Source organism: Corynebacterium sp. H113, assembly GCF_037572315.1.
Lineage (GTDB): Bacteria > Actinomycetota > Actinomycetes > Mycobacteriales > Mycobacteriaceae > Corynebacterium.
Genome location: NZ_JBBHKZ010000002.1, coordinates 1,084,644 through 1,110,482, shown reverse-complemented (window position 1 = coordinate 1,110,482; position 25,839 = coordinate 1,084,644). Strand labels below are relative to the sequence as shown.

The following is a 25,839-nucleotide window of genomic DNA, read 5'->3' as shown; positions in this document are numbered from 1 at the left end:
AGAACCTGTTGTGGATTAGTTTCCGAGCACCACGACTCCACGGCGAATCGCTTGAATAGCTTCGGTCGCATGGTCGCGGATTTCCCGGGAATATCCGGTCTGCTTGATCTGTTCCAAAAGGTCAATAACGCGACGGCAGGCACGCACGAAATCGCCCGGGGTGAGCTCTGCACCAGCTTCTGCAGCAGCCTGAATGCAGTACCCGAGCGGCGCTCCTGCAGTCCACTGGTGAATGGCCGTAGCAAACGCAATATCCGGCATGTTCGTGATCGGCAGGCGGTGGCGACGCTCGTCGGACGATAGCTCTTCCCACAACCGGTAGGTGTGGCCGAGCGCGTCGGCGAGTGGCTCGGTTGGTACCTCGTCAGAGCCTTGATTAGCGCGCCTGTTTTCAAACGTCAACGACGAAGCAGCACCTGCAAGCTCCGCCGGGTCAAGCCCGTCCCAGATACCGCGACGCAAACACTGCGCCACCAACAAATCAGAGCCATTGTGGATACGTGCGAGACGCTCGCCTTCCTCCGTCACACTTGGCTTGCCCGCGTCATCCCATTCGACGTAACTCTGCTCGCCGAGCAAAGCCAGTACGCGGTCAAACATCCGTGCCAACGAGTCGTTTGCCTGCTCAACCCGACGCTCCAAAGCAGCGACCTTCATACGCGCACGACGCAACGCAGCGGCATCCTTTGCCACTGCCTCGACAGCAGGATCGTTGTGCAATGGATGACGGCGCATCTCGTCGCGCAACTTCTTCACTGCAGGCGACTTCACCGCACTGCGACGCTGTAAACGCTTCGGCGCACGCAAATTCTGACGAGCCATCTCCGACTTCACAATCGCCAGCGACTTCCGTGGCTTTCGCGCAATGTCATGTGGCACCTTAATCCGGCCTACCACCGTCGGAGCAGACGGGAACCAGTCCGGCTCTACCCTGCCTGTGAAACCACTGACACCCAAAACCGATGGCCGTGGGTTCTTAGCCGACGTATCTTCACGCGTGACGACGGCCAGCTGAGCCTTCCTCCCCGATGGGATGGCAATGACCTCGCCACGGCGGAGTCGTCGCAGCGCAACAACCGTTTCAGTGTGACGGTCTTCAATATTGCGACGCTTGGCGTTCTTTTCTTCTTGGGACAGCTTCGCGCGGATATCCAAATACTCGAGAATGGCATCCATGCGGTCCGTCTGATCGCCGGACTTGTCCAGAGCCTCGATACCTGCGGTGAGCTCAGCGACCTTCGCGCGGGCGCGGTCGAGCTCAGCAGCATCGCCAACGACATCGCCGTCAGTTTGGAACTGGGCAAAGGAACGCTCCATCATCTTTTTGCCGTCCTCGTACCCAAGGGTGCGCAGCAAGTTGATGGACATGTTGTAGGTTGGCGCGAACGTCGAAATCAACGGATAGGTTCGAGTCGAAGCAAGACCTGCCACCCACTTCGGATCCATTGCTGGAGCCCACTGCACCAGCGCGTGGCCTTCGGTATCAATGCCACGACGACCAGCACGACCCGTCATCTGCGTGTACTGGCCCGGAGTAAGATCAACGTGAGCCTCACCGTTGTACTTGACGAGCTTCTCCAACACGACGGTGCGCGCAGGCATATTGATACCTAGCGCCAACGTCTCCGTCGCGAAGACGACCTTGACCAGACCCTTGTTAAAGAGCTTTTCGATGATGTGCCGGAACGCCGGCAACATCCCCGCATGGTGCGCAGCAAAACCGCGCATCACGATGCGACGCCAGCGACGGTAGCCAAGAATCTGCAGATCATCGACGGGAATGTCCGCGACACCCGCGTCCATGATTTGCGCGATCTCCTGTTGCTCCTCGGGCGTGGTGAGTTCCATCCGAGAGGCAGACAACTGCTGCAGAGCACCCTCACAGCCCGCACGCGAGAAGATAAACACGATCGCAGGCAGCATCGACGCGCCACCCAACATGCGAACGACATCGCCGCGACGCGCCGGGCGGAAGCGCTGTGGCTTCTTCTCATCGTCCCATTGCCGACGCTTTTGGTACTCGTACCGAGCTCTGCCGCCGGCGTCACCGTAGTTGCCTTCGGCTCGTCGACACGCTTCGGCTAGATCACGGTTGACTTCGGTGCCGCCTGCCTCGAATAACGGGTACATCCGATTGCCCACCAGCATGTGCTGTGTCAGCGGAACTGGGCGAAAATCCGTCACGACGACGTCGGTCTTGCCACGAACCGTCGTGAGCCAGTTGCCGAACTCTTCGGAGTTCGACACCGTCGCTGACAACCCAACTACGGACACCGCCTGGTCGAGGTTCAAAATGACCTCTTCCCAGACCGCACCGCGTTCTTTATCTGCGAGATAGTGAATCTCGTCCATGACCACATGCGAAAGCCGGCGCAGCGTCGGTGAGCCTGCATAGAGCATGTTGCGCAGCACTTCGGTTGTCATTACGACGATGTCCGCATCTCCATGAATGGATACATCGCCAGTGAGCAGTCCGACCTTGTTCTCGCCATAAACATCGACGAGGTCATGGTACTTTTGGTTGCTCAGAGCCTTGATTGGTGTCGTGTAAAAGCACTTTCCACCCATGTCGAGCGCTGCGCGCACTGCGAATTCGCCAACCACGGTTTTACCCGCGCCGGTGGGTGCACACACGAGAACGCCCCGCCCTGCCTCAATTGATTGGCAAGCGCGGAGCTGAAACTCATCGAGTTCGAACCCTAAGTCGGAGACGAAGTCACCAAGAAGTGTCATAGATATAGGGTGTCACAAAACGTCATCGAAGTCTGAAGCGGGGCGCTGTCGGAGATCTGTCCGTTCTGTTTGCACTGGTGCCGGAGGCGCGATCGGTCCCGCTACCGGTGGTGTCGAATTCATTGGGCTTTGCGACGTCGTAATTGGGCTTGCTCCCTCAACTGGCGTTGGTGCGCCAATTCCGCCGTTACCGGCGAGAGGCGATGCTTGTTCGTCGTCAAGGTCGAGCCATTCTGGTCGTTCCCGGTTGCGACGCTTGTCGTTGATACGCGTGAATTGAATTGCGACTTCCATGAGGATCGTCAGCGACAGCGCTAGCACCAGCATGGAAACAGGATCCTGGCCTGGTGTCATGAATGCTGCGAAAAGGAACAGCAGCAAAATGATGATGCGTCGCTTATCCTTCATCGTTTCGTAGTGAAGAACGCCCGCCACATTCAACATGATGATGAACAGCGGCAGCTCGAAGCTCACGCCGAAAATGAGGATCAATGCGAGGAAAAAGTTAAAGTACCGTTCGCCAGTGAGCGCTGCAATCTGTGCGTTATCGCCCATCTGCAACAAGAACTCGAGGCCATACGAAACAACGAAGTACGCCAGAACCGCACCAGCGGCGAAAAGCAGCGCAGCTGCGGAGACAGCAAGAAGCGTGAAGCGTCGTTCCTTGCGGACCAAACCAGGCGTGACATAAGCCCAAATCTGGTACAGCCACCACGGAGATGAAAGAACGAGGCCGGCAAGTGCGCCGACCTTCATGCGCAGCATAAACATCTCGAATGGGCTGGTAGCAAGCAAACGGCACTCACCGTCATTGCCAAAACGCTGCTCCTCTGGCAGCGCGCAATACGGTTCCTTCAACAACTCGCCGAGGGAGTTGAAATGCAGCGAGCCAGTCGAGGCTCCCGTGAACGGAATCTTCCAGGGGCCAAGAGTGAACGCCGCTTGGTACCACATGAAGCCCAAAATAGTACCGATCAACAAGCCGGCTATAGCTTTTAGCAGCCGGGAGCGAAGCTCCTGGATGTGCTCAACGATCGTCATTACGCCTTCGGGATCCCGCTCCCTCTTCTTACGGGATCGCGAAGGTTTAGTTGGCGAAGTCACTGTCCCTACTGGCGCCTACTGCTGTGGCTGGCCAGAGCCTGGGTTCTGGTCCTGCTGTGGCTGCTGGATCGGCTGAGCCGGCTGGACAGGCTGCTGTGCCTGAGGCTGCTGCATTGGCTGTGCCTGTGGCTGCTGTGGAGAAACTGCCTGCTGAGCCTGCTGATCCCAGTAAGACTGTGGCTGTGCCTGTGGAGCCTGCTGAATTGCCTGTGGCTGCTCGTCGTCGTTACGCATTTCCTTCACTTCAGACTTGAAGATGCGCATGGAACGACCCAGTGAACGTGCAGCGTCTGGGAGCTTCTTCGCGCCAAAGAGCAACACAATGACGACGAGGATAGCCATGATTTCCCAAGGTCCGAGATTTGGCATTCGCTTATTCACCTTTCACGGGAACGATAAGACTAAGAAATACTCTGCCACTATCGTGCAGATGAAGTCTGTGGTTGGTAACCATACGCTTCAAGACCCTCGCGTGCGCGAGCGATAACGGCCTTGTGCAACGATACCGGTTCTATAACCTCTACGCTTGGCGCACGCCGCAGGACAAAAGAAACGGCCTGGTCAACATTCCCCATCGGGATAAACGCTGGGTACCCCTGTTCACCATCGTCTTCTTCGTCCGACCAGAACACTGGGTCGTAGTCCGATACCCAGGTCGCATCGGCATTCACCATAATGCTTGCCCACTTCTCCGGAGTCTCATCCTCGTTGAAACCATACGGGTCGAGCGGGTCCACACTTCGAGGGGCAATCCATCGAGCTTGAGCGTCCGTGGCGCGCACAGACTCGATGCGATCGATACGGAAAGTCTTGACTGTCTTGGCATCGTCGTCATGGTCAGCCGCTTGCAGATAGGTGATGTCCTCTACCGCCATCACCTGAACTGGATCCAGCAATCGAACTGATCGCTCGTCTGAGGCATTGCGGTATTCGACTTCGATGACGTTCCGGTCCCGGATTGCTGACTGAATGACTTGTGCAAACTCAATGTTGCCCGCCGTCGCTGGAGTCGTATCCACGATCGCACCAGAGGTCCAGCTAATCTCCCGCAGCTTCGCGGCCGCCGACCGCACCACTTCCGGATCATTCAAAGCTGCCGATGTTTCCAACGTCTCCAACGTAAGCAGCAGCGTCGCAGCTTCTGCTGGAGTGAGTTTCATCGGCTGCGCCAGTGCTTCCACAGCCGGGATGACTTGAGCAGTCCACGGTCCCGAGTAAGTCACCGTGTATGCATTGCGGGTAGTCAATCCCGGCCTAGAGAGATTCGCCAACTGCTCCAGCCCGGCGCGTACTTGCGCAACGGTAAGCCCCAAGTCGGTCGCTGCCTCTGTGAAAGTTTTCGGCTCCTCAAAGTACGGTGCCAGATTCAATAACTGTGGCAGCGTCAGGTCTGGTGAATCATTCTGAGGCTTCATTTAGTTGTCCTCCCCGGCAGCATCCGCCGCGATGATGTTCTGCAAACGCTTGACGACGGCCTCCCGCACGCTCACTGGCTCGATTACTTCGAGGAACCCCGCGTAGTGAAGCCCATGTTCGACCAACTGCCATTCAGGCACGGGTGGGAGCTTCCAGACATCGTCGTGAAGCAGTTCCGCATGACGGGTGAGGTCGAGGCATCGGCCTGGCGCGACTCGAACCACGCCGACCACGGGCGATTGGCCACGCGACAGGGTGCGTTCCACGATGTCTTGCAGATTACCCTTCTCACGCGGGTACATTGCTTCGGTGCCGGTATCAACGACATCGTGGACGCGCGTGAGCCGGAACGTACGGACGTCCTTGCGGTCCAAGTCGAAGCCGACGAGGTAATAGCGACCGCGCAAATTGGCGATCCCCCACGGTTCGATCGTGCGCAGCTCGTCATCGGCACCGTGCTGCTTGGCGTACCAGAACTGCACTTGTCGACGTGGCGGTTGAGCAGCCTCCAACAGAAGCTCAAAATGCGCACCGTCAAGGTCAACGGTGTCGGCAACGACGACTGTAGATTCGCTACCGCGTAGGTCACTGCGCCGAGCCACAGAGGCGAGCTTTCCCCAACCCGACTTCGCGAACTGCGCGAGGTCAGGGCTATTAAAAGCAACACGGGCAGCCATAGCGATGACTGCTGCTTCTTCTTCGCTGAATTCAGGGTCGCTCAGACGCCACATGGCATCGTCAAGACGGAAACGACCACCAGATTCTTGAATGGGCACACCGTAGTCCTGCAGCATGGCGACGTCGGTACGCAAATATCGTTCGACACTCTCCCGCTTGATACCTGTATACCCGTCGACGTTGTGGCCGATCCAGTCGGTGGAGATCCAGCCGGGATCGTCGGCAAGTGCAATGACCAATGAGGCCATACGGGAGCGAGCTGCGTCTGTGACTTCCGTCGCCATAAAAGATCTCCTTCTCGCGAGTGAGAGTTCGGTGTTGTCTTCCGGTCTTAGGTTTCGCGTCCGACCATCGTCTCGATAAGAGCTGCGACCTTAGCGTTGTCGACCTCAAATGGGTCATCGACAACGACGGTCTCTGGCTCATCGCCGCTGACTTTCAAATGCGTCCAGTCCACAACGGTTTGCGCCTTCGATGCACGCGCCGCGGCGAGGAACTCACCGCGCAACTTTGCTCGCGTAGTCTGCGGAGGCTTTGCGACGGCACTTTCGATAGCAGCATCGTCAATCCACCGGGTTACGGCGGCCTTTGCTTCGAGCATTCGGAAAATACCGCGACCAGGGCGGATATCGTGATACGCGAGATCGATCTGTGCGAGCTTGGCATCATCGATGGCCAGGCCACGATCAAGATAGCGCTTGATCAAAGACCATTTGATAGCCCAGTCGATGTCTTTGTCGATGGTTGAGTAATCGCCCGACTCGATAGCATCCAGTACTCGTCCCCACAGCTCGATAATGCGAGCCATATCCACGTTCGGTGTGCCTCGACCTGGAATGCCTTCAACGCGGCTGAACTCTGGACGCTGCTGCAACCACTGTTTCGCCGCGTTCAAGAATGCAAGCTGGATCTCCAGCGCTGTCGCTTCTTCCCCGTTGCGCAGCGCAATCGGGGTGGTGCCTGTCAGGTCGCGACTCACTGCGCGAATCGCCTTGATTTCGTTTGCGACTTCCAGATCCGGCAGTGCAAAGCCTGCCTCAATCATTTCCAACACCAGCTGGGTCGAGCCGACCTTGAGGGCAGTCGTCGTCTCGCTCATGTTGGAATCGCCGACGATGACGTGCAGACGACGGAAACGAGTCGAGTCCGCGTGTGGCTCATCGCGGGTATTAATAATTGGCCGCGAACGCGTCGTCGCAGATGAGACACCATCCCACACGTGATCTGCGCGCTGCGAGAAGCAGTACTGGACAGGATCATCAGCATGCGGAGAATTCGGGTACGGATGCCAAATACGTCCGGCACCACAAATCAACTGGCGCGTAACCAGGAACGGCAGCAGCAACTTTGACAGTGCCTTCAGCCCCATGTCGCGACCAACGAGATAATTCTCGTGGCAACCGTAGGAATTGCCGGCGAAGTCGACGTTGTTCTTGAACAAGAACACCTTGCCGCCGATGTTCTCTTTCGCCAGGGCATCTTCCGCTGTGACGGCGAGATCGTCGAGAAGCTTCTCTCCTGCCCTGTCATGCGCAATGAGCTGGCTCACCGAGTCGCACTCAGCGGTCGCGAACTCAGGATGGCTACCCACGTCGAGGTACAGGCGACCGGAATTCGCGGTGAAGATATTGGTCGCGCCATATTCCTCAATCACTGGGCGGAACATGTAGCGAGCAATCTCATCCGGGCTTAGCCGCCGTGAACCATCGACTGTGCAGGTGATTCCATACTCGGTTTCGATGCCGTTGATACGACGGACAAGAGCAGCAGCAGGCGCGGTGGCAGCGGGCACGGTAGAAGCGTCCCCGGTCACGGCCTATTCGCCGCCCTTCTGAACGTACGAACGGACGAACTCCTCAGCGTTGCTTTCCAGCAGGCCGTCGATCTCGTCGAGAAGATCGTCAGTCGAGCTCACATGAGCCTGCGCCTGACCGCCACCGGAGACGTCGCCGAGGACATCGTCGTCGCCACCGCCGGAACCGCCACCGGAAATCTGGGTGCCCTTCATATCAGCCATATTCTTCACTCCTCAAAAATTATGTTTGTTATTCATATGCTAGTTCGCAGGTGCTGCTACTTGCGTGAGCACGGCGCAGTGCGCGATGGTCGCGTTACTCCTGCGCGCCGAGCCCTGCGAGCCCTCGCTCAGAGAGGACATCGACAAGATCACTGATGCCCGATGCGGATTCCATAATGTCGCCGACTTCATCCTCATGCAGTCCATCCACTTCACTGAAACTCAGGCGCACAAGATCCGCGTCATTGATGTCACCGGATTGCTTGTACGTGCCCGATCGATCGACGACTGCGCTTTCCCAGCTCGCCGCCACGATGTCATCCGAGAACCTGCGCAACAACCCACCGCGTAGATACGCACGAGTAGTGGTCGGCGCGTGCGTCACAGCATGGAGTACGTCCTCTTCCGGAACCAGCGTCTGCATTGCCCCACGACGAACCAGTGCATGATACAAACCACGCGCCGGATCAATATCCGAATACTGGAAATCAATCAATGCCAACTTCGGATGATCCCAACCAAGACCGGCGCGACTGCGCAGCCCTTCCATGAGCTTCAACTTCGCAGTCCAGTCCAACAGGTGTGAAGTCTTCACCGGATCGTCGGCAAGTAGATCAAGAACTTGTGCCCACAGCTTTACGACGGTCCCCTCGGTGTCGTACACGCTCACTCGGCGGAGATACTCGCGCTGAATGTCGATGGCGGTGAGGTGAGTCGTGTGATCGGCTAGTTCCAGTTTGTGCGTACACGTCAGGTCATGTGAGACGCGGTGTACTTCTGCTACGGGTTCTCGCAGTGCGAGGTCGGAGAAGTCAACGCCGTCTTCGATAGCGTCGAGAACCAACGCAGTGGTGCCGAGCTTCAAAAACGTTGCGTACTCGCTCATGTTCGCATCGCCAATGATGACGTGCAGGCGACGCCACTTGTCTGGATTCGCGTGTGGTTCATCGCGGGTGTTGATGATGCCACGGTTCAGGGTCGTCTCCAGAGAAACTTCCGTCTCGATGTAGTCGGCGCGCTGGGAAATCTGGAAACCAGCTTCTTGGCCACGCTGGCCAAGACCTACTCGTCCAGCACCAGTGAAGATTTGGCGAGTCACGAAAAACGGAGTGAGACCGACAACGATGTTGGCGAAATCTGTCTCGCGACGGAACAAGTAGTTCTCGTGTGTGCCGTAGCTTGCGCCCTTGCCGTCTACATTATTGCGGTAGATCTTCAGTACTGGGCCTGGATTGCCCTCGTCATCGATTTCTTGCGCTGCAAGCTTTGCGGCTTCCAGCATGATGTGGTCACCTGCGCGGTCAGCAATAACAGCATCCCACGCTGATGTTGTCTCTGGTGCGGAGTATTCAGGGTGCGCATGGTCAACATAGAAACGCGCACCATTGCGCAGCAAAAGGTTGGCAGCACCCACTGCATTGGGGGCAATGATCGGAGTCTGGTGATAGCGACGCAGATCAAAGCCACGGCTATCTCGCAGAGGCGACTCTGGTGCGTAGTCCCACCGGGTGCGCCGATCCAAGCCCCCCTCATGTGCCTTGGCGTATGCCAGCACCGCTTGCGTTGAGGTCACGATAGGGCTCGCCGTGGGATCCTCCGGCGACAAGATGCCGTACTCGACCTCGGTGCCAAAAATACGGCGCTCGCCCCCGTTGGTCTGCTGAGCATTAGTGGTCATGGTGAACGACCTCCACAGCGGCTACCTTGCCGGAAGGACGACCGGAAATACGCGCCCATTCGTCTGGGTTCGACGTATTCGGGAGATCTTCGTTCTGCATGAACTCTTCAGCGACAGCGTCCATCAAATGCTGCTCGCAAATACCGTCAGGTCCACCAGCAATGACACTCTTAATTGCGGACTTCTTTGCGCGATCCACAATGTTGGCAATCATGGCGCCCGAGTTGAAATCACGGAAGTACAACGTTTCCGCCGAACCATCGACGTAGCGAATACGCACGTACTCGTTATCTGGCGTTGCTCGGTACATACGCTCCACGACGGCGTCGATAAGCGAAGCGATGTTCTGCTCTACTCCACCGTGGCGGGCAATATCGTCCTCGCGGTACGGGAGCTCCTGAGTGAGGTACTTGCCGAAAATGTCGCGAGCGCCGTCGATGTCCGGGCGCTCAATGCGGATTTTGACGTCGAGACGACCAGGGCGCAGGATGGCCGGGTCGATCATCTCTTCGCGGTTCGAGGCGCCGATGACGATGACATTTTCCAGTCCCTCGACACCATCGAGCTCAGCGAGCAGCTGCGGCACCACAGTATTTTCCATGTCGGAGCTCACACCGGAGCCACGGGTGCGGAAAATGGAATCCATCTCGTCGAAGAAGACAATGACCGGGCGACCATCTTCCGCGATGTCGCGGGCACGGTCAAAGATCAATCGAATCTGACGCTCGGTCTCGCCCACGAACTTGTTCAACAGCTCCGGGCCCTTGACATTAAGGAAGTACGACTGTGCGCGGGCTGCTTCCTTCTCGCTCTTGCCGCTCTTCAATGCAATCTTGCGAGCTAGCGAATTCGCCACGGCCTTCGCAATCAGTGTCTTACCGTTGCCTGGAGGGCCATACAGCAGGACACCCTTAGGCGGGCGCAGGTCATACCGAGTAAAAAGCTCAGGGTGCAAAAATGGCATCTCGACGGCGTCGTGAATCTGGCCGATCTGCTTATCCAAACCGCCAATGTCGGTGTACTCGACATCAGGGACTTCCTCCAGCACCAGGTTCTCAACTTCGGCCTTCGGAATGACCTCAAAGGCGTGACCTGATTTACGGTCAATCAAGACCGTGTCACCGACCTTGGCGTTCAGATTCCCCGCCAACCGGAGCACAAACTCTTCCCCGTGATGATCCGTCGCAAGAACACGCTGCCTATCCGCGAGGACCTCACGCACAAGCGCCAAATCACCATGATCTGGATAACCACAGTCCTCGACCACTAACGAGCCGTCGTTAAGCCGAACCAGGCTTCCCGGAACAAGAGACTTCACATCGATCGATGCCAGCACCTGCAGGCGCATCCGTCGATTACCAGCAAAAACTTCTGCAGAGCCATCTTGCGCGCCGGGCTCCAAGAAAATGCCATACGTCGAGGGCGGCTCCATCATCTGCTCGATGTCCTGGCGCAGCAGTTCGAGCTGATTTCGAGAGTCCCGCAGCAACTGGACAAGCCGGTTATTGCGGATCCCCAACGTATGATTCTTGTGCTCTAAGTCACGGATTTGTTCTGCGGGGTTGGTCATACACTTAGGTTACCGTCACCCGGGTGTGAGTCACGTAACTACCGCTGGTTACGGCGTTGCGGACGTGGCGGAACCGTGCCATCAGCCAAGCGACGCGCCCACACGAGAAAAGCAGTATGCGCTTGCATGCGGTGTGCTGGGCGAACCGACAGATCCTTGACGTTCCAATCCCGGACCAATGACTCCCACGCGCGAGGCTCCGTGAAACACTTCTGCTCACGGATACCTTCCATAACCTTCATGAGCTGTGGCACCGTCGCCACGTACACCATCAGCACACCACCTGGCTGCAGTACCGAGCTGACGGTATCGAGGCATTCCCATGGCGACAACATGTCCAAAATAATGCGGTCAACTGGGCCTCCGAGCTTTTCGACGGTCGCCTCATTCAGATCACCGAGCCGTAGATCCCAGTTTGCAGGCTTCTCGCCCATGAAGTCGACGACATTGCGCTCGGCATGCTCGATGTGATCCTCGCGAACCTCGTACGAAATGAGCTGTCCCTCTGGGCCAATAGCGCGGAGCAAGCTGAGGCTCAGCGCACCGGAGCCGGCACCGGCTTCCAGGACGCGGGCACCTGGGAAGATGTCTCCCTCAATGACGATCTGAGCTGCATCCTTTGGGTAGATGACGGCTGCGCCTCGCGGCATCGACAGGACATAGTCGACCATGAGGTGGCGAAGCGCCAGGTAGATGGTGCCTTCCGCTGATGTCACCGTGGTGCCTTCGGCAGCGCCGATGAGATCGTCGTGTGCAATGGCACCACGGTGGGTGAAGAATTGGCCGCCTTCTTCAAGAATGATTGTGAAATGGCGGTTCTTCGAGTCTGTCAGTTGAACCCTGTCGCCTACCTGAAATGGTCCGCTATCTGCCATGTGGAATACAAGCTCCTTGTGAGTTGAGATGCCGGGCTACGCGGAGGCAATCCGGGTCGTGCTTTAACGTAGACAGTATGCCTGAGGTAAGTGGATATTCTGGAACTGAAGCTAGCGCCGGCGCTGAGTCCGCTCCGAAGCGCAAGGTAAGCAAGCTTGCGTTATCGCCGTCGCGTGCAAATGACTACCAGCAATGCCCGCTGAAGTATCGATTTCGTGCCATTGATAAGTTGCCGGAGCCGTCCACGGTTGCTCAGGTCAAGGGCACGCTGGTTCACGCTGTCTTGGAGGAAATGCATAGTTGGCCGCGTGAGGAGCGCACCTATCCAGGCGCAGTCCTGCGCCTGAAGCCACATTGGGCTGAGATGAAAGCGAAGGATGAGTCGCTGCATGAGCTGGTGCCAGAAGACGACTTGATGGAGTTTTTGGTCGAGTGTCGTGCCCTTCTCAAGGGGTATTTCTTCATGGAAAACCCAGCCGGTTTCGATGCGTCAGAGACCGAGAAATTCGTGCAGCTCATTCTTGGCGACGAGTCGGTGGGCACCACCGTGCCCGTTCGCGGTTTCATTGACCGCGTAGATATCGCGCCAACAGGTGAAGTTCGAATCGTTGACTACAAGACGGGAAAGAAGCCACATCCCCGTTTCCAGGATGATGCGCTCTTCCAAATGCGCTTTTATGCGCTCGTGTGGTGGCGCCTGACGGGTCGGGTGCCAACGCAACTTAGGTTGATGTACCTGAAGGTTGCAGATGACCTGGTACATAGTCCAACAACATCGGAGCTCATCCAGTTTGAGGCTGAGCTCGCGACGTTGTGGGAAAACATTGTTAGGGATGGCGAATTCGGTGACTTTGTTCCGAAGAAATCCAAACTATGTGGTTGGTGCTCATTCCAGGAATTGTGCCCAGCATTCGGAGGGGTTACTCCGGAGTATCCAGGCTGGCCTGGTTCCTTCGGCGACTGATCGGCATCCAGTTCGTCCTTGTTGCTAGAGCACCACACTGCCGATGGCGAAGCCGAACATCACGGCAAGCACGATGCACACTGTGCCCGGAATGATGAACGAATGGTTGAATACGTACTTGCCAATGCGAGTCGTGCCAGTGTCATCCATTTCGACTGCGGCAAGCAATGTTGGGTATGTCGGCAAGATAAAGAGTGCTGAAACCGCTGCAAACGATGCGACGGCTGTTAAAGGCGATACGCCTACCGCCAGAGCGGCCGGCATCAGAGCCTTCGACGTGGCAGCCTGCGAGTACAGAAGCGCTGCGGCGAAGAAGAGAATAATGGCGAGCATCCACGGGGATTCCTTCAGCAGTTCTCCGGAGCCACTCTTGATTGCATCGATGTGCTCGTTGATGATGGTTGTTCCGAGCCATGCCACACCCAGGACACAGACGCTGGCGGACATACCAGACTTGAACACTGGAGTATTCAGAATTTCTGCGGCATCGATCTTGCAGGCCAAGACGATGAATGTCGCAGCACTCAACATGATGGTCATGATTGCCTCGTTACGAGGCAACGTTGGATCGGTGATCAGACCTACCTGTTCCGCACTGATGGTGGCGTATGCCATGACGAGGAGAATCGCACCAAGGAAAATGCCAACCGACAGCTTGCTGCCCTTTGGGGCGACATATTCTGCGAGCTGGCCTTGCGGGGGCTTGACCAAACCTCGTGCGAGGCGATCTTGGTAGACCTCGTCGTCGGCAAGCTCTTTGCCCAAATGATTCGTGATGAGTGCGGTGGGCAGAATCGCGAGGAATGTTGAAGGGATGACAACGGCAAGCAGGGACAGATAGCCGACGCCTTTCGGCTCCAGCAGGCTCGCCATGAACACAACGGCCGCTGAAATAGGTGAAGCAGTGATGGCCATTTGGGAGGCGACAACTGCGATCGATAGTGGTCGTGATGGGCGGACCTTGCCTTCCTTTGCGACTTCTGCGATGACCGGCAGCGTGGAAAAGGCGGTGTGGCCGGTGCCTGCGAGCAAAGTCATCAAGTAGGTCACGATGGGCGCCCAGTACGTGATGTGGCGTGGGTTCTTGCGTAGTAGTTTCTCCGCGACGTGGACCAAATAGTCCATACCGCCAGCTTTTTGCATAGCGGCGATCGCTGCGATGACCGACATGATGATGCCGATAACGTCGAATGGGATGTCTTCTCGGGTTACTGGGATGCCGGTGAGGCCCAACAGTAAGACTCCGAGACCGCCTGCGAGGCCGATCGCAATCGACCCGAGACGTGCGCCAATGATGATGGCTGCTAGAACGATGACAATCTGCAGGGTAAGCAACATGTCAGTTCCTCTCTGGGGAATTGGTGATTATGAATCTATATTTACTTTTGGTGGGGAATGCACCAACGCTAAAGGGCCTCCCCCGGGTTGTTTACCCTGGGAAGGCCCTTCGCTGCGCTCATGCTGTCACACGGATTTACGTGGTTTTGTTTGGTGCTTCAATGCCGAGTGCACCAAGTCGGGTCTCGCCATCGATGTAGCGCTTGCCTCTGTACTCGGGATGCATGAGGTTGTGAGCGGACAGAATCTGATCCAACTCTGCTTCGTCCAGCAACTTGCGTTCCAGGACAATGTCTCGAACCGACTTGCCAGTTTTGGCCGACTCGCGACCCACGACATCACCTTCATGGTGACCGATCACTGGATTCAGGTACGTGACGATGCCGATCGAGCTATTGACGTAATTGCGACACACTTCTTCGTTTGCGGTGATATCGACGACGCACTTTTCCCGCAAGGTATCTGCTGCGTTCTTCATCAGGCTGATCGACTCGAAAATGCACTGGCCGATAACCGGTTCCATGACGTTCAGCTGAAGCTGACCAGCCTCTGATGCCATGGTCAGAGTGACGTCGTTGCCGAAGACCTTGAAGCACGTCTGGTTGACAACCTCAGGAATCACCGGATTAACCTTTGCTGGCATAATCGACGATCCAGCGGCGCGTTCTGGCAGGTTGATTTCATTCAATCCAGCCCGTGGCCCCGATGCCAACAGTCGAAGGTCGTTGCACATCTTGGACATCTTCATAGCAGCGCGCTTCAGTGCAGCGTGGACATTGACGTACGCGCCAGTGTCACTGGTTGCCTCGATGAGGTCCTTTGCCGAGGAGACGTCCAGACCTGACACTTCGCGCAACGCCTGAGTAACTGCTTCGCGGTAGCCGGATGGAGCATTCACTCCGGTGCCAATTGCCGTAGCGCCGAGGTTAATTTCCAACAGACGAGCAGCAGCCTGAGAAATAGTGGCCTGCTCCTCCTCCAGGTTCGTGGCAAACGCATGGAATTCCTGGCCGAGCGTCATTGGCACAGCATCCTGCAGCTGGGTGCGACCCATCTTGATGATGTTGCCGAACTCATCGCCCTTAGCGTGTAGTGCGGTAGCAAGTTCCTGTAGATGCTCCTTCAAATCCTCCAGCGCCATGTGGACGGCTAGTCGGAAACCAGTTGGGTAAGCATCGTTAGTGGACTGGCACTGATTGACATCGTCATTTGGGTTGATGATGTCGTAGCGACCCTTGGGGAAGCCGAGATGTTCCAGCGCGAGGTTCGCAATGACCTCATTGGTGTTCATGTTCAAGCTGGTGCCAGCGCCACCCTGGAATACGTCGATAGGAAACTGATCCATGCAACGGCCGTTTTCCAGAACCTCGTCGCAAGCGGCAATGATTGCTGCAGCGACATCATTAGGGATCGTGTGAACACGCTGATTGGCAATTGCCGCGGCCTTCTTGACCATCACCATGCCCCGAACGAACTCCGGAACTTCGTTGATGGTTTTTCCCGAAATTTGGTAGTTGTTGATGGCCCGGAGGGTATGCACCCCGTAGTAGGCGCCATTGGGAACTTCGAGTTCACCTAGAAGGTCAATTTCTGTGCGGGTGTTCGACATAGATAATCTCCTATGGTTCGGAAATTGTGGACTCAAGCCAACTACTCTCGAGCCTACACTTGAACGAAAAAGACGGTTGCGCGCTCAACGCGTGCAACCGCCTGTGACCAGCTATTTTACCCTAGAATTGCTGATGGGAAGACCGCTATAAGGAAAGTCACAGTGAACTTCCATTGACAGCAGTCGTGGTGATGTTCCCCTAAATTCGAGCGATGCGAATTTCCGATGCGAGGATAGCCTGAGCACCGAGCTCGGCCAGTTCGTCCATGATCGGGTTAGCCATCTTCCGTGGCACCATTGCGCGGACAGCAACCCAATCATCATGCGCAAGCGGAGAGACCGTTGGACCCGACAAGCCTGGCGTGACCTTGGTCGCTTCCTCTAGGTGCAAACGCTTGATGTTGTAGTCCACCATCATGTAGTTCTTTGCGTGCAGAATGCCGGTCAGGCGACGCAGGAACACATTCTGTGCGTCCGTGACTTCCTTGTTTTCGCGGCCAACAACGACTGCCTCCGACGTGCACAGTGGCTCACCGAATGGAGCGAGACCTTGCTTGCGCAGCGTACGTCCGGTCGACACGACATCAGCAATGACATCGGCGACACCCAGTCGAATGGAAATCTCGACTGCGCCGTCCAGGCGAATGACCTCCGCGGACATACCGCGAGCCTTCAGATCCTCACGAACGAGGTTTGGGTACGACGTCGCAATGCGCTTGCCATCCAGAGCTTCAATGCTCCACTCTTCGTTTGCTGGCGCTGCGTAACGGAACGTCGAACCGCCAAACCCCAGGGTTAAGACTTCCTTGACCGGAGCCAAGGAATCGGCAGCCAGGTCACGACCCGTGATACCCAAATCGAGATGGCCGTTGCCCACATAAATTGGGATGTCCTTCGGGCGAAGGAAGAAGAACTCAATGTCATTGTCTGCATCGGCAATGGTCAGGCTCTTGGAGTCACCACGGCCCGGGTAGCCAGCTTCTTCGAGAATCTCGACAGCAGCTTCGGACAGTGAACCTTTATTAGGGACTGCAACGCGCAGCATCAAGCGGGTCCTTTCCTACAGGTACTTGTAGATGTCTTCAGGAGTGAGTCCGCGACCCACCATGACTACCTGCAGCCAGTACAGTAGCTGCGAGATTTCCTCCGACAGTTCCTCGTCAGATTCGTACTCGGCGGCCAGCCACACTTCGCCAGCCTCCTCGACGATCTTCTTTCCCTGGAAATGGACGCCCTTGTCCAGTGCTTCTACAGTTCCGGAGCCTTCTGGGCGGGATTCTGCCTTTTCTTTCAATTCGGCATAGAGGTCATCAAAGTTCTTCACTCGGCCTATTGTTCCATGTCTTCAGATCGCAGGCGAAGGCAGCCCGCAGATCGGCGAGCCGCCACCCCTCCAGGGTGCCTTCATAGTGCCGGGCGAATGGTGACAACGCCGTTATTGCATCGGCTGGTGGAGGCGCGCCTTCCATTGGAATCCACAGCACTTCACACTGTGCGGCCAGTGCGGATCGCGTACCAGTCGCAGAGTCTTCAAGAGCTAAACATTCCTGCGGTCGAAAGCCAGCGATCTCCACGCCACGCAAATATGGATCTGGTGCTGGTTTGCCATGGGGAACGTCATCTCCACACACGGTGGCGGTAAACATGTGCTCGCCCATCGCTTCAATGCACGGCGTAGCGACTTTACGGCGCGTATTCGTCACCAACACCACCGGGATACTCTCCGCATGCGCCTCGGCGATAATGTCCCGCACTCCTGGTAGCCACACGACTCCGTTCTCGCGCACCAGCTCAATCACACGGTTTTCCAGGAAATTGGATTCTTGCTTCACGACGTCGTCGTCAAGCGGAACACCGGCGTGTGCAGCACAAATGGCGACGGTATCGCGCAGTGTGTTTCCGACGCAGGTGGCGCGAAGCTCGGGAGTAAGGCGACGGCCGAGTCGTTCGGAGCACTCATAGGTTGCGATTTCCCAGAAGGGTTCGGAATTGATGAGGCTGCCGTCCATGTCCCAAAGTAGTGCGCGCACGATCGCCAAGCCTAGCCCGGATTGGTACCTGGTGATAGTCGGAGGAAAATCCCCACTTCTAGTGATGTAAATCACCATTAACTGATAGTGTGCGCCATATGAGCGAATCTGCAGATCAGCCACAGGCATACTTTGAATTTCTTGGCACCGTCGAGGTGGATACCAAGCAAGGACCAGCAACGTTCGAGCGCTTCCTTTGTACCGAGCTGGCACATGGTGCGTGGGGCCCATTCCAGCACGGTGCTCCCCCAGCTGCGTTGCTGACGCGTGCACTGGAACGCGGACCAGGATCTGACTCGGGAATGCGCACCACGCGAATCGCGGTGGACCTCCTCGGCCAGGTGCCTTACACCGAGATTCGCACTCGTTCGTGGGTGTCTCGCCCTGGTCGGCAGATTCAGAAGATCGAGGGGGAGATCTTGGCCGAAGACAAAAACGGCAATTGGCGTGCAGTCGCCTCCGGCGCTGCATGGCAGATGTCAACGATTGATACCAGCGAGATCGAGCGAGCTTTTGACCGCAGCATCCCGGGGCCAGACGAATGCAATGATGAGGTTGTGCCACTAAAGCAATGGCCAGGCGGATTCATTTCCTCGGTGGAAGCTCGCTCCGGCGAAGACAAGAGCCCAGTTCATCATTCCGGCCCTGGAACACGCATCCACTGGGTGCGTACCCCCTACCCAATCGTCGAGGGCGAGGTACCAACGCCTATCGAGTACCTGATGCAATTGACTGACACCGCCAACGGCATTGGCGCGACGCTGGACTACAACAAGTGGGCGTTCATGAACACCGACTTGGTTGTTCACATCCATCGCCAGCCGAACCTCGATACCACCGACCGCTGGATAGGTATTAGCGCCCGCGGTTCCGTAGGGCCGGATGGAATTGGCATGACTTCCGGCGAACTTTACGACGAATACGGCCCGATCGGCCGCTCCGTTCAGACTCTCCTGGTCCGCCCGCAGGCAGCGCCACTGGCATAGGTAGACGCAGCCTAGCCGGGCTTAACTAATTATCGTCGAAGTCGGATAGTCCCTTTCGGACTATGCCGACTCGCGCTGCATTGGAGATTGCCAGGATATCGATGATCTCCTGTGCAATCGCACCCATTATAGGCGTGAATAGTCCGAATACAGCCAAGATCATGCCGATGATGGATAGCCCCATGCCGCCGATGACGCTCTGCAACGCGATTCGACGCATACGGGTACCAATGTGCAGCAGATCGTCGAGCCTTTCCAATGACGAATCAAGCACGACGGCATCAGCAGCTTCACTGGTGACATCCGAGGTCGCGCCAAAGGCGACACCGGCGGACGCGGCCGTCATCGCCGGCGCATCGTTGATGCCATCGCCCAAGAACAGGGTTGGCCCCTCCGTGGTCTTTTCTCGAACCATGTCGAGCTTTTGCTCAGGCGACATGCCACCAAACACCGTGTCAATACCGACCTGTTGGGCCAGGTGACGAACCTCGGCTTCACGGTCACCCGACAGAATCATCATTTCCTTGACACCGTGCTTCTTCGGCAGGTGCTCGATAAAGCTGGAGGCGGTCGACCGTGGCTCATCTCGGAACTGCAGTGTGGCGGCATACGAATCGTCGATAAGAATGACCGATTCCATTCCTGCTGCGGTGGGTGGCAGCTGCACAACGGATTGCGGATCAAACTTCGCGAGCCCCGCACGATTGGTAATTCGCACTGCTCTACCTGCGACTTCACCTATTAGACCCTGACCGGGATGTTCGGAAATTGTGTCAACTTCGGGTACCTCAAGGTTGCGATCAGCTGCCTCGCGCACAATCGCAGAAGCTAGCGGGTGCTTGGAGTACTTTTCGACGGCCGCTGCAAACGCCAACACTTCATCAGCGGAGATCGCAGAACGGTGTGGTGTGATGACTTCTGTGACCGAAGGGCGACCGTACGTCAACGTGCCTGTCTTGTCGAACATCACGGTGGTAACTCGTCCGACATCTTCGAGCATGGCTGGATTCTTGATGATGATACCGCGTCGGGCGGACAAGGAAATGGCGCCAATAATGGCGACTGGAACGCCAATAAGCAAAGGGCAAGGCGTTGCGATGACGAGCACTGCCAAGAACCTAGTTGGGTCCCCCGACATTGCCCACCCGAGGCAGGCAAGAATGAGCGCGATGACCGTGTACCAAGCACCCAACCGATCAGCCATGCGTCGCATAGGAGGACGATTGTTCTCAGCCTCGCGCAAGACACCAACGATTTTTGCGTAGCGAGAGTCCTTTGCAGCAGCGGTAGCCCTAATGGTCAGCGCTGCTTCCCCATTGATTGCGCCGGAAATAACAGTCGAACCTTTCGACTTCGGGACGACATAAGGTTCGCCGGTTAGGTACGACTCGTCCATTGAGCCGTGTCCATCAACGACCTCGCCGTCAACAGGACTGAGCTCGTGCGGCAACACGACGATCAGGTCGTTTACGGTGATGCTGTCGGCGTGGACGTCGTCAGTGCCGTCGGCAAGCGTAGTGCCACGAAGTTTGTGCGCAACCGTAGGACTGCGCTTCGCTAACGCGTCTAATGTTGCGGACGCGCGTTTTGATGCGGCTTCTTCGAGAGCTTCACCGCCCGACAACATGAGGACAATGATGGCAGCGACCAGCCATTCGCCCATGAGCACTGCAGCAATGATGGACATCGCAGCCAACATGTCAGCGCCACCACGGGCCTTAATCGCCCCCTTGATGACATCAATGGTCAGCGGAATGCCACCGACTACGACCATTGCAATGAGGGGCCAGTGTGCAGCCCAGCTGTCGTAGTGCAGCCCGTAGCGAAGCACGAGGTGCAGCACTATCGCGATGAGTGTCGCTGTGGCGATGGCCCCATCGGCCGACGTAAAGAATGCTTTGACGCCTCGGCCTGGTGCCGAAGCTGTCGTAGCAGTGGGCGCTGTGGAGCTACGGGAATGGATGGTCATTTCGGTGCTCATATAACTATCGTCGCACAAGTCTGCGCAGGTTCGCACACATGTTTAGGCTATCTGAACAGGAAAAATAACGGCATTCCTAAACGTTTGTTCGAAGGCTAGGGTAAGCCAGAAAATGAAAAAGGCGACCTGCATGAGAGGCAGGTCGCCAAAGTTGTGCACCCCGGTGGGCGTGCACGAGTTGTTGAAGCGTTAGTGGTTAGCGACCACCACGGTAGCCACCACCGCCACCGCCACCTGGGCCACGACCGCCACCGCCGCCACCCTCGAGTCCACGGGTGAATGCGACGATATGGTTTTCGGAGCCAGCAATCAGGTGCTCGTACATTGCCACAAGTTCGGTTTCGCCTGCTGCAGCAGCACGATCCTTCATTGCAGTGAGGTCGATAATGTCTTGTTTTTCAAGGTCGACAGCAGCCTGGAAGGCCTGCTTCTTGCTGATCTTTCCCTGGAGCAGCCATGCATCGTACATTGCCTGAACTTCTGGGAACTGGTACTTGCCAGGTTCTCCGTAGTAGTTCGAACCGTCAAGGCCACGTGCATCGATCTGCGCCTTGATGGCATCCATGTGGCCCTGTTCGCCACGATTTGGAATGTTCTCGAACTGGTTGGTGCCTGGGTACAGCTTGTTGAACTCCAAGTAAAGGTCACGAGCCATGCGCTCTTCGTCCAGCGCGACTAGCAAATCCTTGTCGACTTCGCTGAGCTGGTCGTTCTCGCCTGGAAGTTCAGGTGCAGGAATCTCAATGCCTGGAGATTCTGGAAGCTGTGGGGATGGGAAGCCTGGGGAATCCACGGAAGGGCTGCCCAGTGAGCCACCAAATGCAAGCAGGGCTGCGAGGCCACTGGCAATGAGTGAGTTACTCATAGCTACTCCTAGTTAAATGGCAGGTCGCAGGTTTGCAGATTCAATACTCTGCAGACGGACCAGCGACCCGGCATAACCAAATATACCGCCAGGGGCATAGGCATGTCTAGATAGGCCTATAGCAGTATCGTGAAAAATCTATAAGTTTTCACTGAGGGAGATAACGCTGTTGAACTGGCGATTATGCAATTGGTATTCATCGTTGACCGCTCACCGGCCCCGTCACACGTTAAAATACTTCGCCTCGGGATGGTAAAGAACGAAGGCATCAGTCGACTGCTCGGGATGCAACTGGAGCTCCTCTGAAAGCTCTACCCCGATGCGCTCAGGCTGCAAAAGATCGATCATGCCCTTGCGGAACTCCAGGTCTGGGCAGGAACCGTAACCGAAGGAATACCGTGCACCGCGATACTTCAGATTGAAGAAGTCTTGCGTGTCATCCGAGTCGTCGCGAGCTGCTGTTGTGCCGTCTGTGAACGCGAGTTCAGAGCGCACGCGCTGGTGCCAATACTCCGCTAGGGCCTCTGTGAGCTGGACGCCAATTCCATGGACTTCCAGGTAGTCCCGGTATTCATTCTTCGCGTAGATATCATTTGCGAAATCCGCGATTGGCTGACCCATCGTTACCAACTGGAATGGCAGTACGTCCACTTTCCCCTCGTGAATTGCAGTCTCCTTCGAGCGAATGAAGTCCGCGATGCACAGGAAACGGCCACGCTGCTGGCGTGGGAACTCCCAGGTCACGACAGGCTCGGCATGCGGATCTGGCTCTTCGCCGGCCGCTGGTAGTGGCAAAACGTGAACCTTGTCTCCTTCGCTGATAGCTGGGAAATAGCCATAGACGACCGCAGCGTGCTGCAGGATGTTTTCGGCACGCAGACGCTGGAGCCAAGCTCGGAAACGCGGACGGCCCTCTGACTCGACGAGCTCCTCGTACGACGGGCCGTCGTCGCCACGCGTGCCACGCAAACCCCACTGGCCCATGAAAAGAGCGCGTTCATCGAGGCACGTCAAATAATCGTTGATTGGAATTCCCTTGACGATGCGCGTACCCCAGAACGGTGGCTTTGCGACGGGCACGTCTACAGCAACATCCGAACGTGCGGGTACTTCTGGCGCGTTGGCAGCTGCTTCCGCCGCGCGCTTAGCGGCGATACGCTTTGAGCGCTCATTACGGGCGCGTCGCTTTTCCTTCTTCTCTGCTGCAGCGATAGCTTCGGGAGACGTCGGGTCAAGGCCTTCTCCCCTCTTTTCTGCCATGAGCGCGTCCATGATGCGAAGTCCCTCGAAAGCGTCACGACCGTAGAAGACATCGCCTTGGTAGATTTCCGAAAGATCGTTCTCGACATACGTGCGCGTCAGAGCCGCACCACCGAGGAGAACCGGGAAGCGCTGGGCATCGCCCGTGGAATTCAACTCTTCGAGGTTCTCCTTCATGATAACGGTTGACTTCACCAGCAGCCCGGACATGCCGATCGCATCAACGTCATGGTCTTTCGCTGCCGATAGGATCGATGACACCGACTGCTTAATGCCCAGGTTATGCACGGTGTAACCGTTGTTGGACAAGATGATTTCGACCAGGTTCTTGCCGATGTCGTGGACGTCGCCCTTCACCGTCGCAAGGACGATGGATCCCTTCGAACCGGTTGCATCTTCGGCATCCATGAAGCCTTCGAGGTAGCCCACCGCAGCCTTCATAGTCTCGGCGGATTGCAGTACGAATGGCAGCTGCATTTGCCCCGAACCAAACAAGTCGCCGACAGTTTGCATACCGCGGAGAAGATCCTCATTCACGATCGCGAGGGGTTCCTTTTCCTTCATCGCGAGGTCCAGGTCCTCTTCGATGCCGGTGCGCTCGCCATCAATGATGCGCTGGGCAAGTCGGTCCAACAAAGGCAGTGCTGCGAGTTTTTCGGCGCGCGCATCCTTCGCGTCTGCTGCCGACACGCCTTCAAATAGTTCCATGAAGGTCTGCAGCGGATCGTATTCACCATCTGGGTGGGACGCGTCACGACGACGGTCATAGACCATGTCGAGCGCCACCTCGCGCTGGCGCTCGTCGATACGGTTCATCGGCAAGATCTTCGAGCTGTGAGCAATCGCCGAATCCAGGCCGGCGTTAATGCACTCATTAAGGAAGACGGAGTTCAACACCTGCCGGGCGGCAGGATTCAGCCCGAAAGAAATATTCGACAAGCCCAGGGTGGTGTGAATTTCTGGGTGGCGATCCTTCAACTCTCGGATCGCGTTGATGGTTTCGATGCCGTCGCGACGCGTTTCTTCCTGGCCGGTAGAGATTGGGAAGGTCAAGCAGTCAACGATGATGTCTTGCTTGCGTAGCCCCCAGGTGCCGGTGATATCTGCGATGAGGCGTTCGGCAATCTCCACCTTCTTATCGGCGGTTCTCGCCTGCCCCTCTTCGTCGATGACAAGCGCGACGACGGCTGCACCATGCTCGACGACGAGCTCCATGATGCGCTGGTAACGAGAATCTGGGCCATCGCCGTCTTCAAAGTTGACTGAGTTGACTGCGCAACGGCCACCGAGATGTTCCAGGCCAACCCTCAGGACATCTGGCTCAGTGGAATCCAACATGACTGGCAGCGTCACTTGCGTGGCGATCTGCGACGCTAACGTCGCCATGTCTTCGCGTCCATCGCGGCCAACATAGTCCACACAGAGATCCACCAGATGTGCACCATCGGTGACCTGGCTACGCCCAGTGTTGAGGCACTTTTCCCAGTCGCCAGCGAGCATTGCTTCGCGGAATGCTTTCGATCCGTTGGCGTTGGTGCGTTCACCGATCATGGTGATGCCGGTGTCCTGCGTAAGTGGCATCGGAGCGTACAGCGAGGAAACTTCGTCGATCGCAGGTGCGTCGGCAGCTTCACGCTCACGTACCGCGCGAACAGCTGCACCCTCGCTCTCCCATGCGCCACGTCCGAGAACTGCATCTCGGACAGCGGAGATGTGCTCCGGAGTCGTACCACAGCAGCCGCCGACCATGGATAGCCCGTAGTCTTCAATGAAGCCACGCAGTGCGGTGCCCAACTCGTCCGGCTGGAGTGGATATGTCGCACCGTTCTTCCCAAGTACAGGCAATCCTGCGTTGGGCATGACGGAAACAGGGATCGACGCATTCGTAGAGAGATAACGGAGATGCTCGCTCATCTCGTCTGGGCCGGTGGCACAATTCAGTCCGATCATGTCAATGCCGAGTGGCTGCAAAGTAGCAAGTGCAGCACCGATTTCAGAGCCCATGAGCATCGTTCCAGTTGTCTCTACTGTGACGTGCACGATGATCGGAATTCGCTTTTCCAGCTGGCGCATCGCTGCCTTGACACCGTTGACAGCGGCCTTGACCTGAAGCAGGTCCTGGCACGTCTCGATGAGGAAGGCATCGGCACCACCATCGAGCATCCCGAGTCCAGCTTCGGTATACGCGTCGCGAAGTGAAGCGTACGGTGCATGGCCAAGCGAAGGCAGCTTGGTGCCCGGCCCAAGTGACCCCAGCACGAAGCGTGGAGTGCCGTCCTCCGAAGGACCCATCTCGTCGGCTACCTTGCGAGCAATCGCGGTGCCCTTCTCCGCTAACTCACGAATACGATCTGCAATGTCATAGTCTGCGAGGTTAGGCAGGTTGCAGCCGAAAGTATTGGTCTCAACGAGGTCAGCCCCCGCTTCGAAATAGCGACGATGAATCAGCTCGAGAATATCCGGGCGCGTGTCGTTCAGGATCTCGTTGCACCCTTCCAGGCCAAAGAAATCTTTCTCGACATCCAGGTCAAACGACTGCAGCTGAGTGCCCATGGCCCCGTCGCCGATTAGTACTCGGTTACGAAGGGCATCAAGGAATGGGGATGTCAGCTCTGTAGTCATAAGTAGACACCTTAGTCTACTTTTTTGAAATCCCTACTTTGAGCCCACTTAGACACGAAGAAAGGGCACCCGGAAAATCCGAATGCCCAGGGATACGTGCCTTTTCCCGGCG

20 protein-coding genes are annotated in these 25,839 nt (G+C 56.8%); 2 read left to right on the top strand and 18 right to left on the bottom strand.

What is annotated here, in order from left to right; all coding sequences use genetic code 11:
- Positions 1–15 precede the first annotated feature (15 nt).
- The 10 genes from WG938_RS06195 to WG938_RS06150 form a co-directional block, all read right to left on the bottom strand.
- Positions 16–2,733 carry a DEAD/DEAH box helicase gene (locus tag WG938_RS06195; protein ID WP_339978549.1) on the bottom strand — a complete coding sequence of 906 codons (2,718 nt, stop codon included), beginning with the start codon at positions 2,731–2,733 and terminating at the stop codon, positions 16–18.
- Between the two features lie 12 nt (positions 2,734–2,745).
- Positions 2,746–3,774, bottom strand: a complete 1,029-nt coding sequence (gene tatC / locus WG938_RS06190) for a twin-arginine translocase subunit TatC (protein WP_339978547.1) — start codon at positions 3,772–3,774, stop codon at positions 2,746–2,748.
- A gap of 78 nt (positions 3,775–3,852) precedes the next feature.
- The gene (tatA, locus tag WG938_RS06185; RefSeq protein ID WP_339978545.1) at positions 3,853–4,206 is read right to left on the bottom strand and encodes a Sec-independent protein translocase subunit TatA; all 354 of its coding nucleotides are present in this window, start codon (positions 4,204–4,206) and stop codon (positions 3,853–3,855) included.
- Positions 4,207–4,256: 50 nt separating this feature from the next.
- Entirely contained in the window at positions 4,257–5,252 is a 996-nt protein-coding gene (locus tag WG938_RS06180; protein WP_339978543.1) for a WYL domain-containing protein, read from the bottom strand.
- Positions 5,253–6,215: a helix-turn-helix transcriptional regulator gene (locus WG938_RS06175; protein WP_339978542.1), complete on the bottom strand. Its 963-nt coding sequence runs from the start codon at positions 6,213–6,215 to the stop codon at positions 5,253–5,255.
- Positions 6,216–6,262: 47 nt separating this feature from the next.
- Positions 6,263–7,744: a Pup--protein ligase gene (gene pafA, locus WG938_RS06170; RefSeq protein WP_339978541.1), complete on the bottom strand. Its 1,482-nt coding sequence runs from the start codon at positions 7,742–7,744 to the stop codon at positions 6,263–6,265.
- 3 nt (positions 7,745–7,747) lie between these two features.
- Positions 7,748–7,939, bottom strand: a complete 192-nt coding sequence (locus WG938_RS06165; protein WP_445292899.1) for a ubiquitin-like protein Pup — start codon at positions 7,937–7,939, stop codon at positions 7,748–7,750.
- 103 nt (positions 7,940–8,042) lie between these two features.
- Positions 8,043–9,626, bottom strand: a complete 1,584-nt coding sequence (dop, locus tag WG938_RS06160) for a depupylase/deamidase Dop (RefSeq protein ID WP_339978537.1) — start codon at positions 9,624–9,626, stop codon at positions 8,043–8,045.
- On the bottom strand, positions 9,616–11,196 hold the full coding sequence (gene arc / locus WG938_RS06155) for a proteasome ATPase (RefSeq protein ID WP_339978536.1): 1,581 nt from the start codon (positions 11,194–11,196) through the stop codon (positions 9,616–9,618). The genes dop and arc overlap by 11 nt, the downstream gene beginning before the upstream one ends.
- Before the next feature lie 38 nt (positions 11,197–11,234).
- On the bottom strand, positions 11,235–12,071 hold the full coding sequence (locus WG938_RS06150; protein ID WP_339978534.1) for a tRNA (adenine-N1)-methyltransferase: 837 nt from the start codon (positions 12,069–12,071) through the stop codon (positions 11,235–11,237).
- Positions 12,072–12,148: 77 nt separating this feature from the next.
- On the opposite strand from WG938_RS06150, the gene WG938_RS06145 reads away from it, so the two are divergent.
- Positions 12,149–13,036, top strand: coding sequence for a RecB family exonuclease (locus WG938_RS06145; RefSeq protein WP_339978533.1), 888 nt, complete (start codon positions 12,149–12,151; stop codon positions 13,034–13,036).
- 24 nt (positions 13,037–13,060) lie between these two features.
- Here the strand turns inward: WG938_RS06145 and WG938_RS06140 are convergent, their stop codons facing one another.
- The 5 genes from WG938_RS06140 to WG938_RS06120 all read right to left on the bottom strand — a co-directional run bounded on the left by WG938_RS06140 (position 13,061) and on the right by WG938_RS06120 (position 18,013).
- On the bottom strand, positions 13,061–14,374 hold the full coding sequence (locus WG938_RS06140) for an anaerobic C4-dicarboxylate transporter (protein ID WP_339978532.1): 1,314 nt from the start codon (positions 14,372–14,374) through the stop codon (positions 13,061–13,063).
- A 136-nt stretch (positions 14,375–14,510) separates the two neighbouring features.
- Complete coding sequence (gene aspA, locus WG938_RS06135) at positions 14,511–15,983, bottom strand: aspartate ammonia-lyase (protein WP_339978530.1); 1,473 nt, start codon at positions 15,981–15,983, stop codon at positions 14,511–14,513.
- Positions 15,984–16,182: 199 nt separating this feature from the next.
- Positions 16,183–17,028 carry an ATP phosphoribosyltransferase gene (gene hisG, locus WG938_RS06130; protein ID WP_339978528.1) on the bottom strand — a complete coding sequence of 282 codons (846 nt, stop codon included), beginning with the start codon at positions 17,026–17,028 and terminating at the stop codon, positions 16,183–16,185.
- Between the two features lie 15 nt (positions 17,029–17,043).
- Positions 17,044–17,307 carry a phosphoribosyl-ATP diphosphatase gene (locus WG938_RS06125; RefSeq protein WP_339978527.1) on the bottom strand — a complete coding sequence of 88 codons (264 nt, stop codon included), beginning with the start codon at positions 17,305–17,307 and terminating at the stop codon, positions 17,044–17,046.
- Positions 17,294–18,013: an HAD family hydrolase gene (locus WG938_RS06120; protein WP_339978526.1), complete on the bottom strand. Its 720-nt coding sequence runs from the start codon at positions 18,011–18,013 to the stop codon at positions 17,294–17,296. The genes WG938_RS06125 and WG938_RS06120 overlap by 14 nt, the downstream gene beginning before the upstream one ends.
- A gap of 98 nt (positions 18,014–18,111) precedes the next feature.
- Here WG938_RS06120 and WG938_RS06115 point away from each other — a divergent pair, with 98 nt between their 5' ends.
- Positions 18,112–18,999, top strand: a complete 888-nt coding sequence (locus tag WG938_RS06115; protein ID WP_339978525.1) for a thioesterase family protein — start codon at positions 18,112–18,114, stop codon at positions 18,997–18,999.
- Positions 19,000–19,024: 25 nt separating this feature from the next.
- Here the strand turns inward: WG938_RS06115 and WG938_RS06110 are convergent, their stop codons facing one another.
- The 3 genes from WG938_RS06110 to metH all read right to left on the bottom strand — a co-directional run bounded on the left by WG938_RS06110 (position 19,025) and on the right by metH (position 25,727).
- Complete coding sequence (locus tag WG938_RS06110; protein WP_339978524.1) at positions 19,025–20,980, bottom strand: heavy metal translocating P-type ATPase; 1,956 nt, start codon at positions 20,978–20,980, stop codon at positions 19,025–19,027.
- 196 nt (positions 20,981–21,176) lie between these two features.
- Positions 21,177–21,845, bottom strand: a complete 669-nt coding sequence (locus WG938_RS06105) for a DUF2202 domain-containing protein (RefSeq protein WP_339978522.1) — start codon at positions 21,843–21,845, stop codon at positions 21,177–21,179.
- Between the two features lie 222 nt (positions 21,846–22,067).
- A complete protein-coding gene (gene metH / locus WG938_RS06100) occupies positions 22,068–25,727 on the bottom strand; it encodes a methionine synthase (RefSeq protein ID WP_339978520.1) in 3,660 nt (1,219 codons plus the stop codon).
- Positions 25,728–25,839: the final 112 nt, after the last annotated feature.

What these genes read in the sequence shown, in the direction of transcription:
- aspA (WP_339978530.1), bottom strand. Translation starts at nt 15,983, where the DNA reads ATGTCGAACACCCGCACAGAAATTGACCTTCTAGGTGAACTCGAAGTT.
- tatA (WP_339978545.1), bottom strand. Translation starts at nt 4,206, where the DNA reads ATGCCAAATCTCGGACCTTGGGAAATCATGGCTATCCTCGTCGTCATT.
- WG938_RS06110 (WP_339978524.1), bottom strand. Translation starts at nt 20,980, where the DNA reads ATGAGCACCGAAATGACCATCCATTCCCGTAGCTCCACAGCGCCCACT.
- arc (WP_339978536.1), bottom strand. Translation starts at nt 11,196, where the DNA reads ATGACCAACCCCGCAGAACAAATCCGTGACTTAGAGCACAAGAATCAT.
- tatC (WP_339978547.1), bottom strand. Translation starts at nt 3,774, where the DNA reads ATGACGATCGTTGAGCACATCCAGGAGCTTCGCTCCCGGCTGCTAAAA.
- metH (WP_339978520.1), bottom strand. Translation starts at nt 25,727, where the DNA reads ATGACTACAGAGCTGACATCCCCATTCCTTGATGCCCTTCGTAACCGA.
- WG938_RS06115 (WP_339978525.1), top strand. Translation starts at nt 18,112, where the DNA reads ATGAGCGAATCTGCAGATCAGCCACAGGCATACTTTGAATTTCTTGGC.
- WG938_RS06195 (WP_339978549.1), bottom strand. Translation starts at nt 2,733, where the DNA reads ATGACACTTCTTGGTGACTTCGTCTCCGACTTAGGGTTCGAACTCGAT.
- WG938_RS06180 (WP_339978543.1), bottom strand. Translation starts at nt 5,252, where the DNA reads ATGAAGCCTCAGAATGATTCACCAGACCTGACGCTGCCACAGTTATTG.
- WG938_RS06140 (WP_339978532.1), bottom strand. Translation starts at nt 14,374, where the DNA reads ATGTTGCTTACCCTGCAGATTGTCATCGTTCTAGCAGCCATCATCATT.
- WG938_RS06150 (WP_339978534.1), bottom strand. Translation starts at nt 12,071, where the DNA reads ATGGCAGATAGCGGACCATTTCAGGTAGGCGACAGGGTTCAACTGACA.
- WG938_RS06105 (WP_339978522.1), bottom strand. Translation starts at nt 21,845, where the DNA reads ATGAGTAACTCACTCATTGCCAGTGGCCTCGCAGCCCTGCTTGCATTT.
- WG938_RS06175 (WP_339978542.1), bottom strand. Translation starts at nt 6,215, where the DNA reads ATGGCGACGGAAGTCACAGACGCAGCTCGCTCCCGTATGGCCTCATTG.
- dop (WP_339978537.1), bottom strand. Translation starts at nt 9,626, where the DNA reads ATGACCACTAATGCTCAGCAGACCAACGGGGGCGAGCGCCGTATTTTT.
- WG938_RS06165 (WP_445292899.1), bottom strand. Translation starts at nt 7,939, where the DNA reads ATGAAGGGCACCCAGATTTCCGGTGGCGGTTCCGGCGGTGGCGACGAC.
- WG938_RS06145 (WP_339978533.1), top strand. Translation starts at nt 12,149, where the DNA reads ATGCCTGAGGTAAGTGGATATTCTGGAACTGAAGCTAGCGCCGGCGCT.
- hisG (WP_339978528.1), bottom strand. Translation starts at nt 17,028, where the DNA reads ATGCTGCGCGTTGCAGTCCCTAATAAAGGTTCACTGTCCGAAGCTGCT.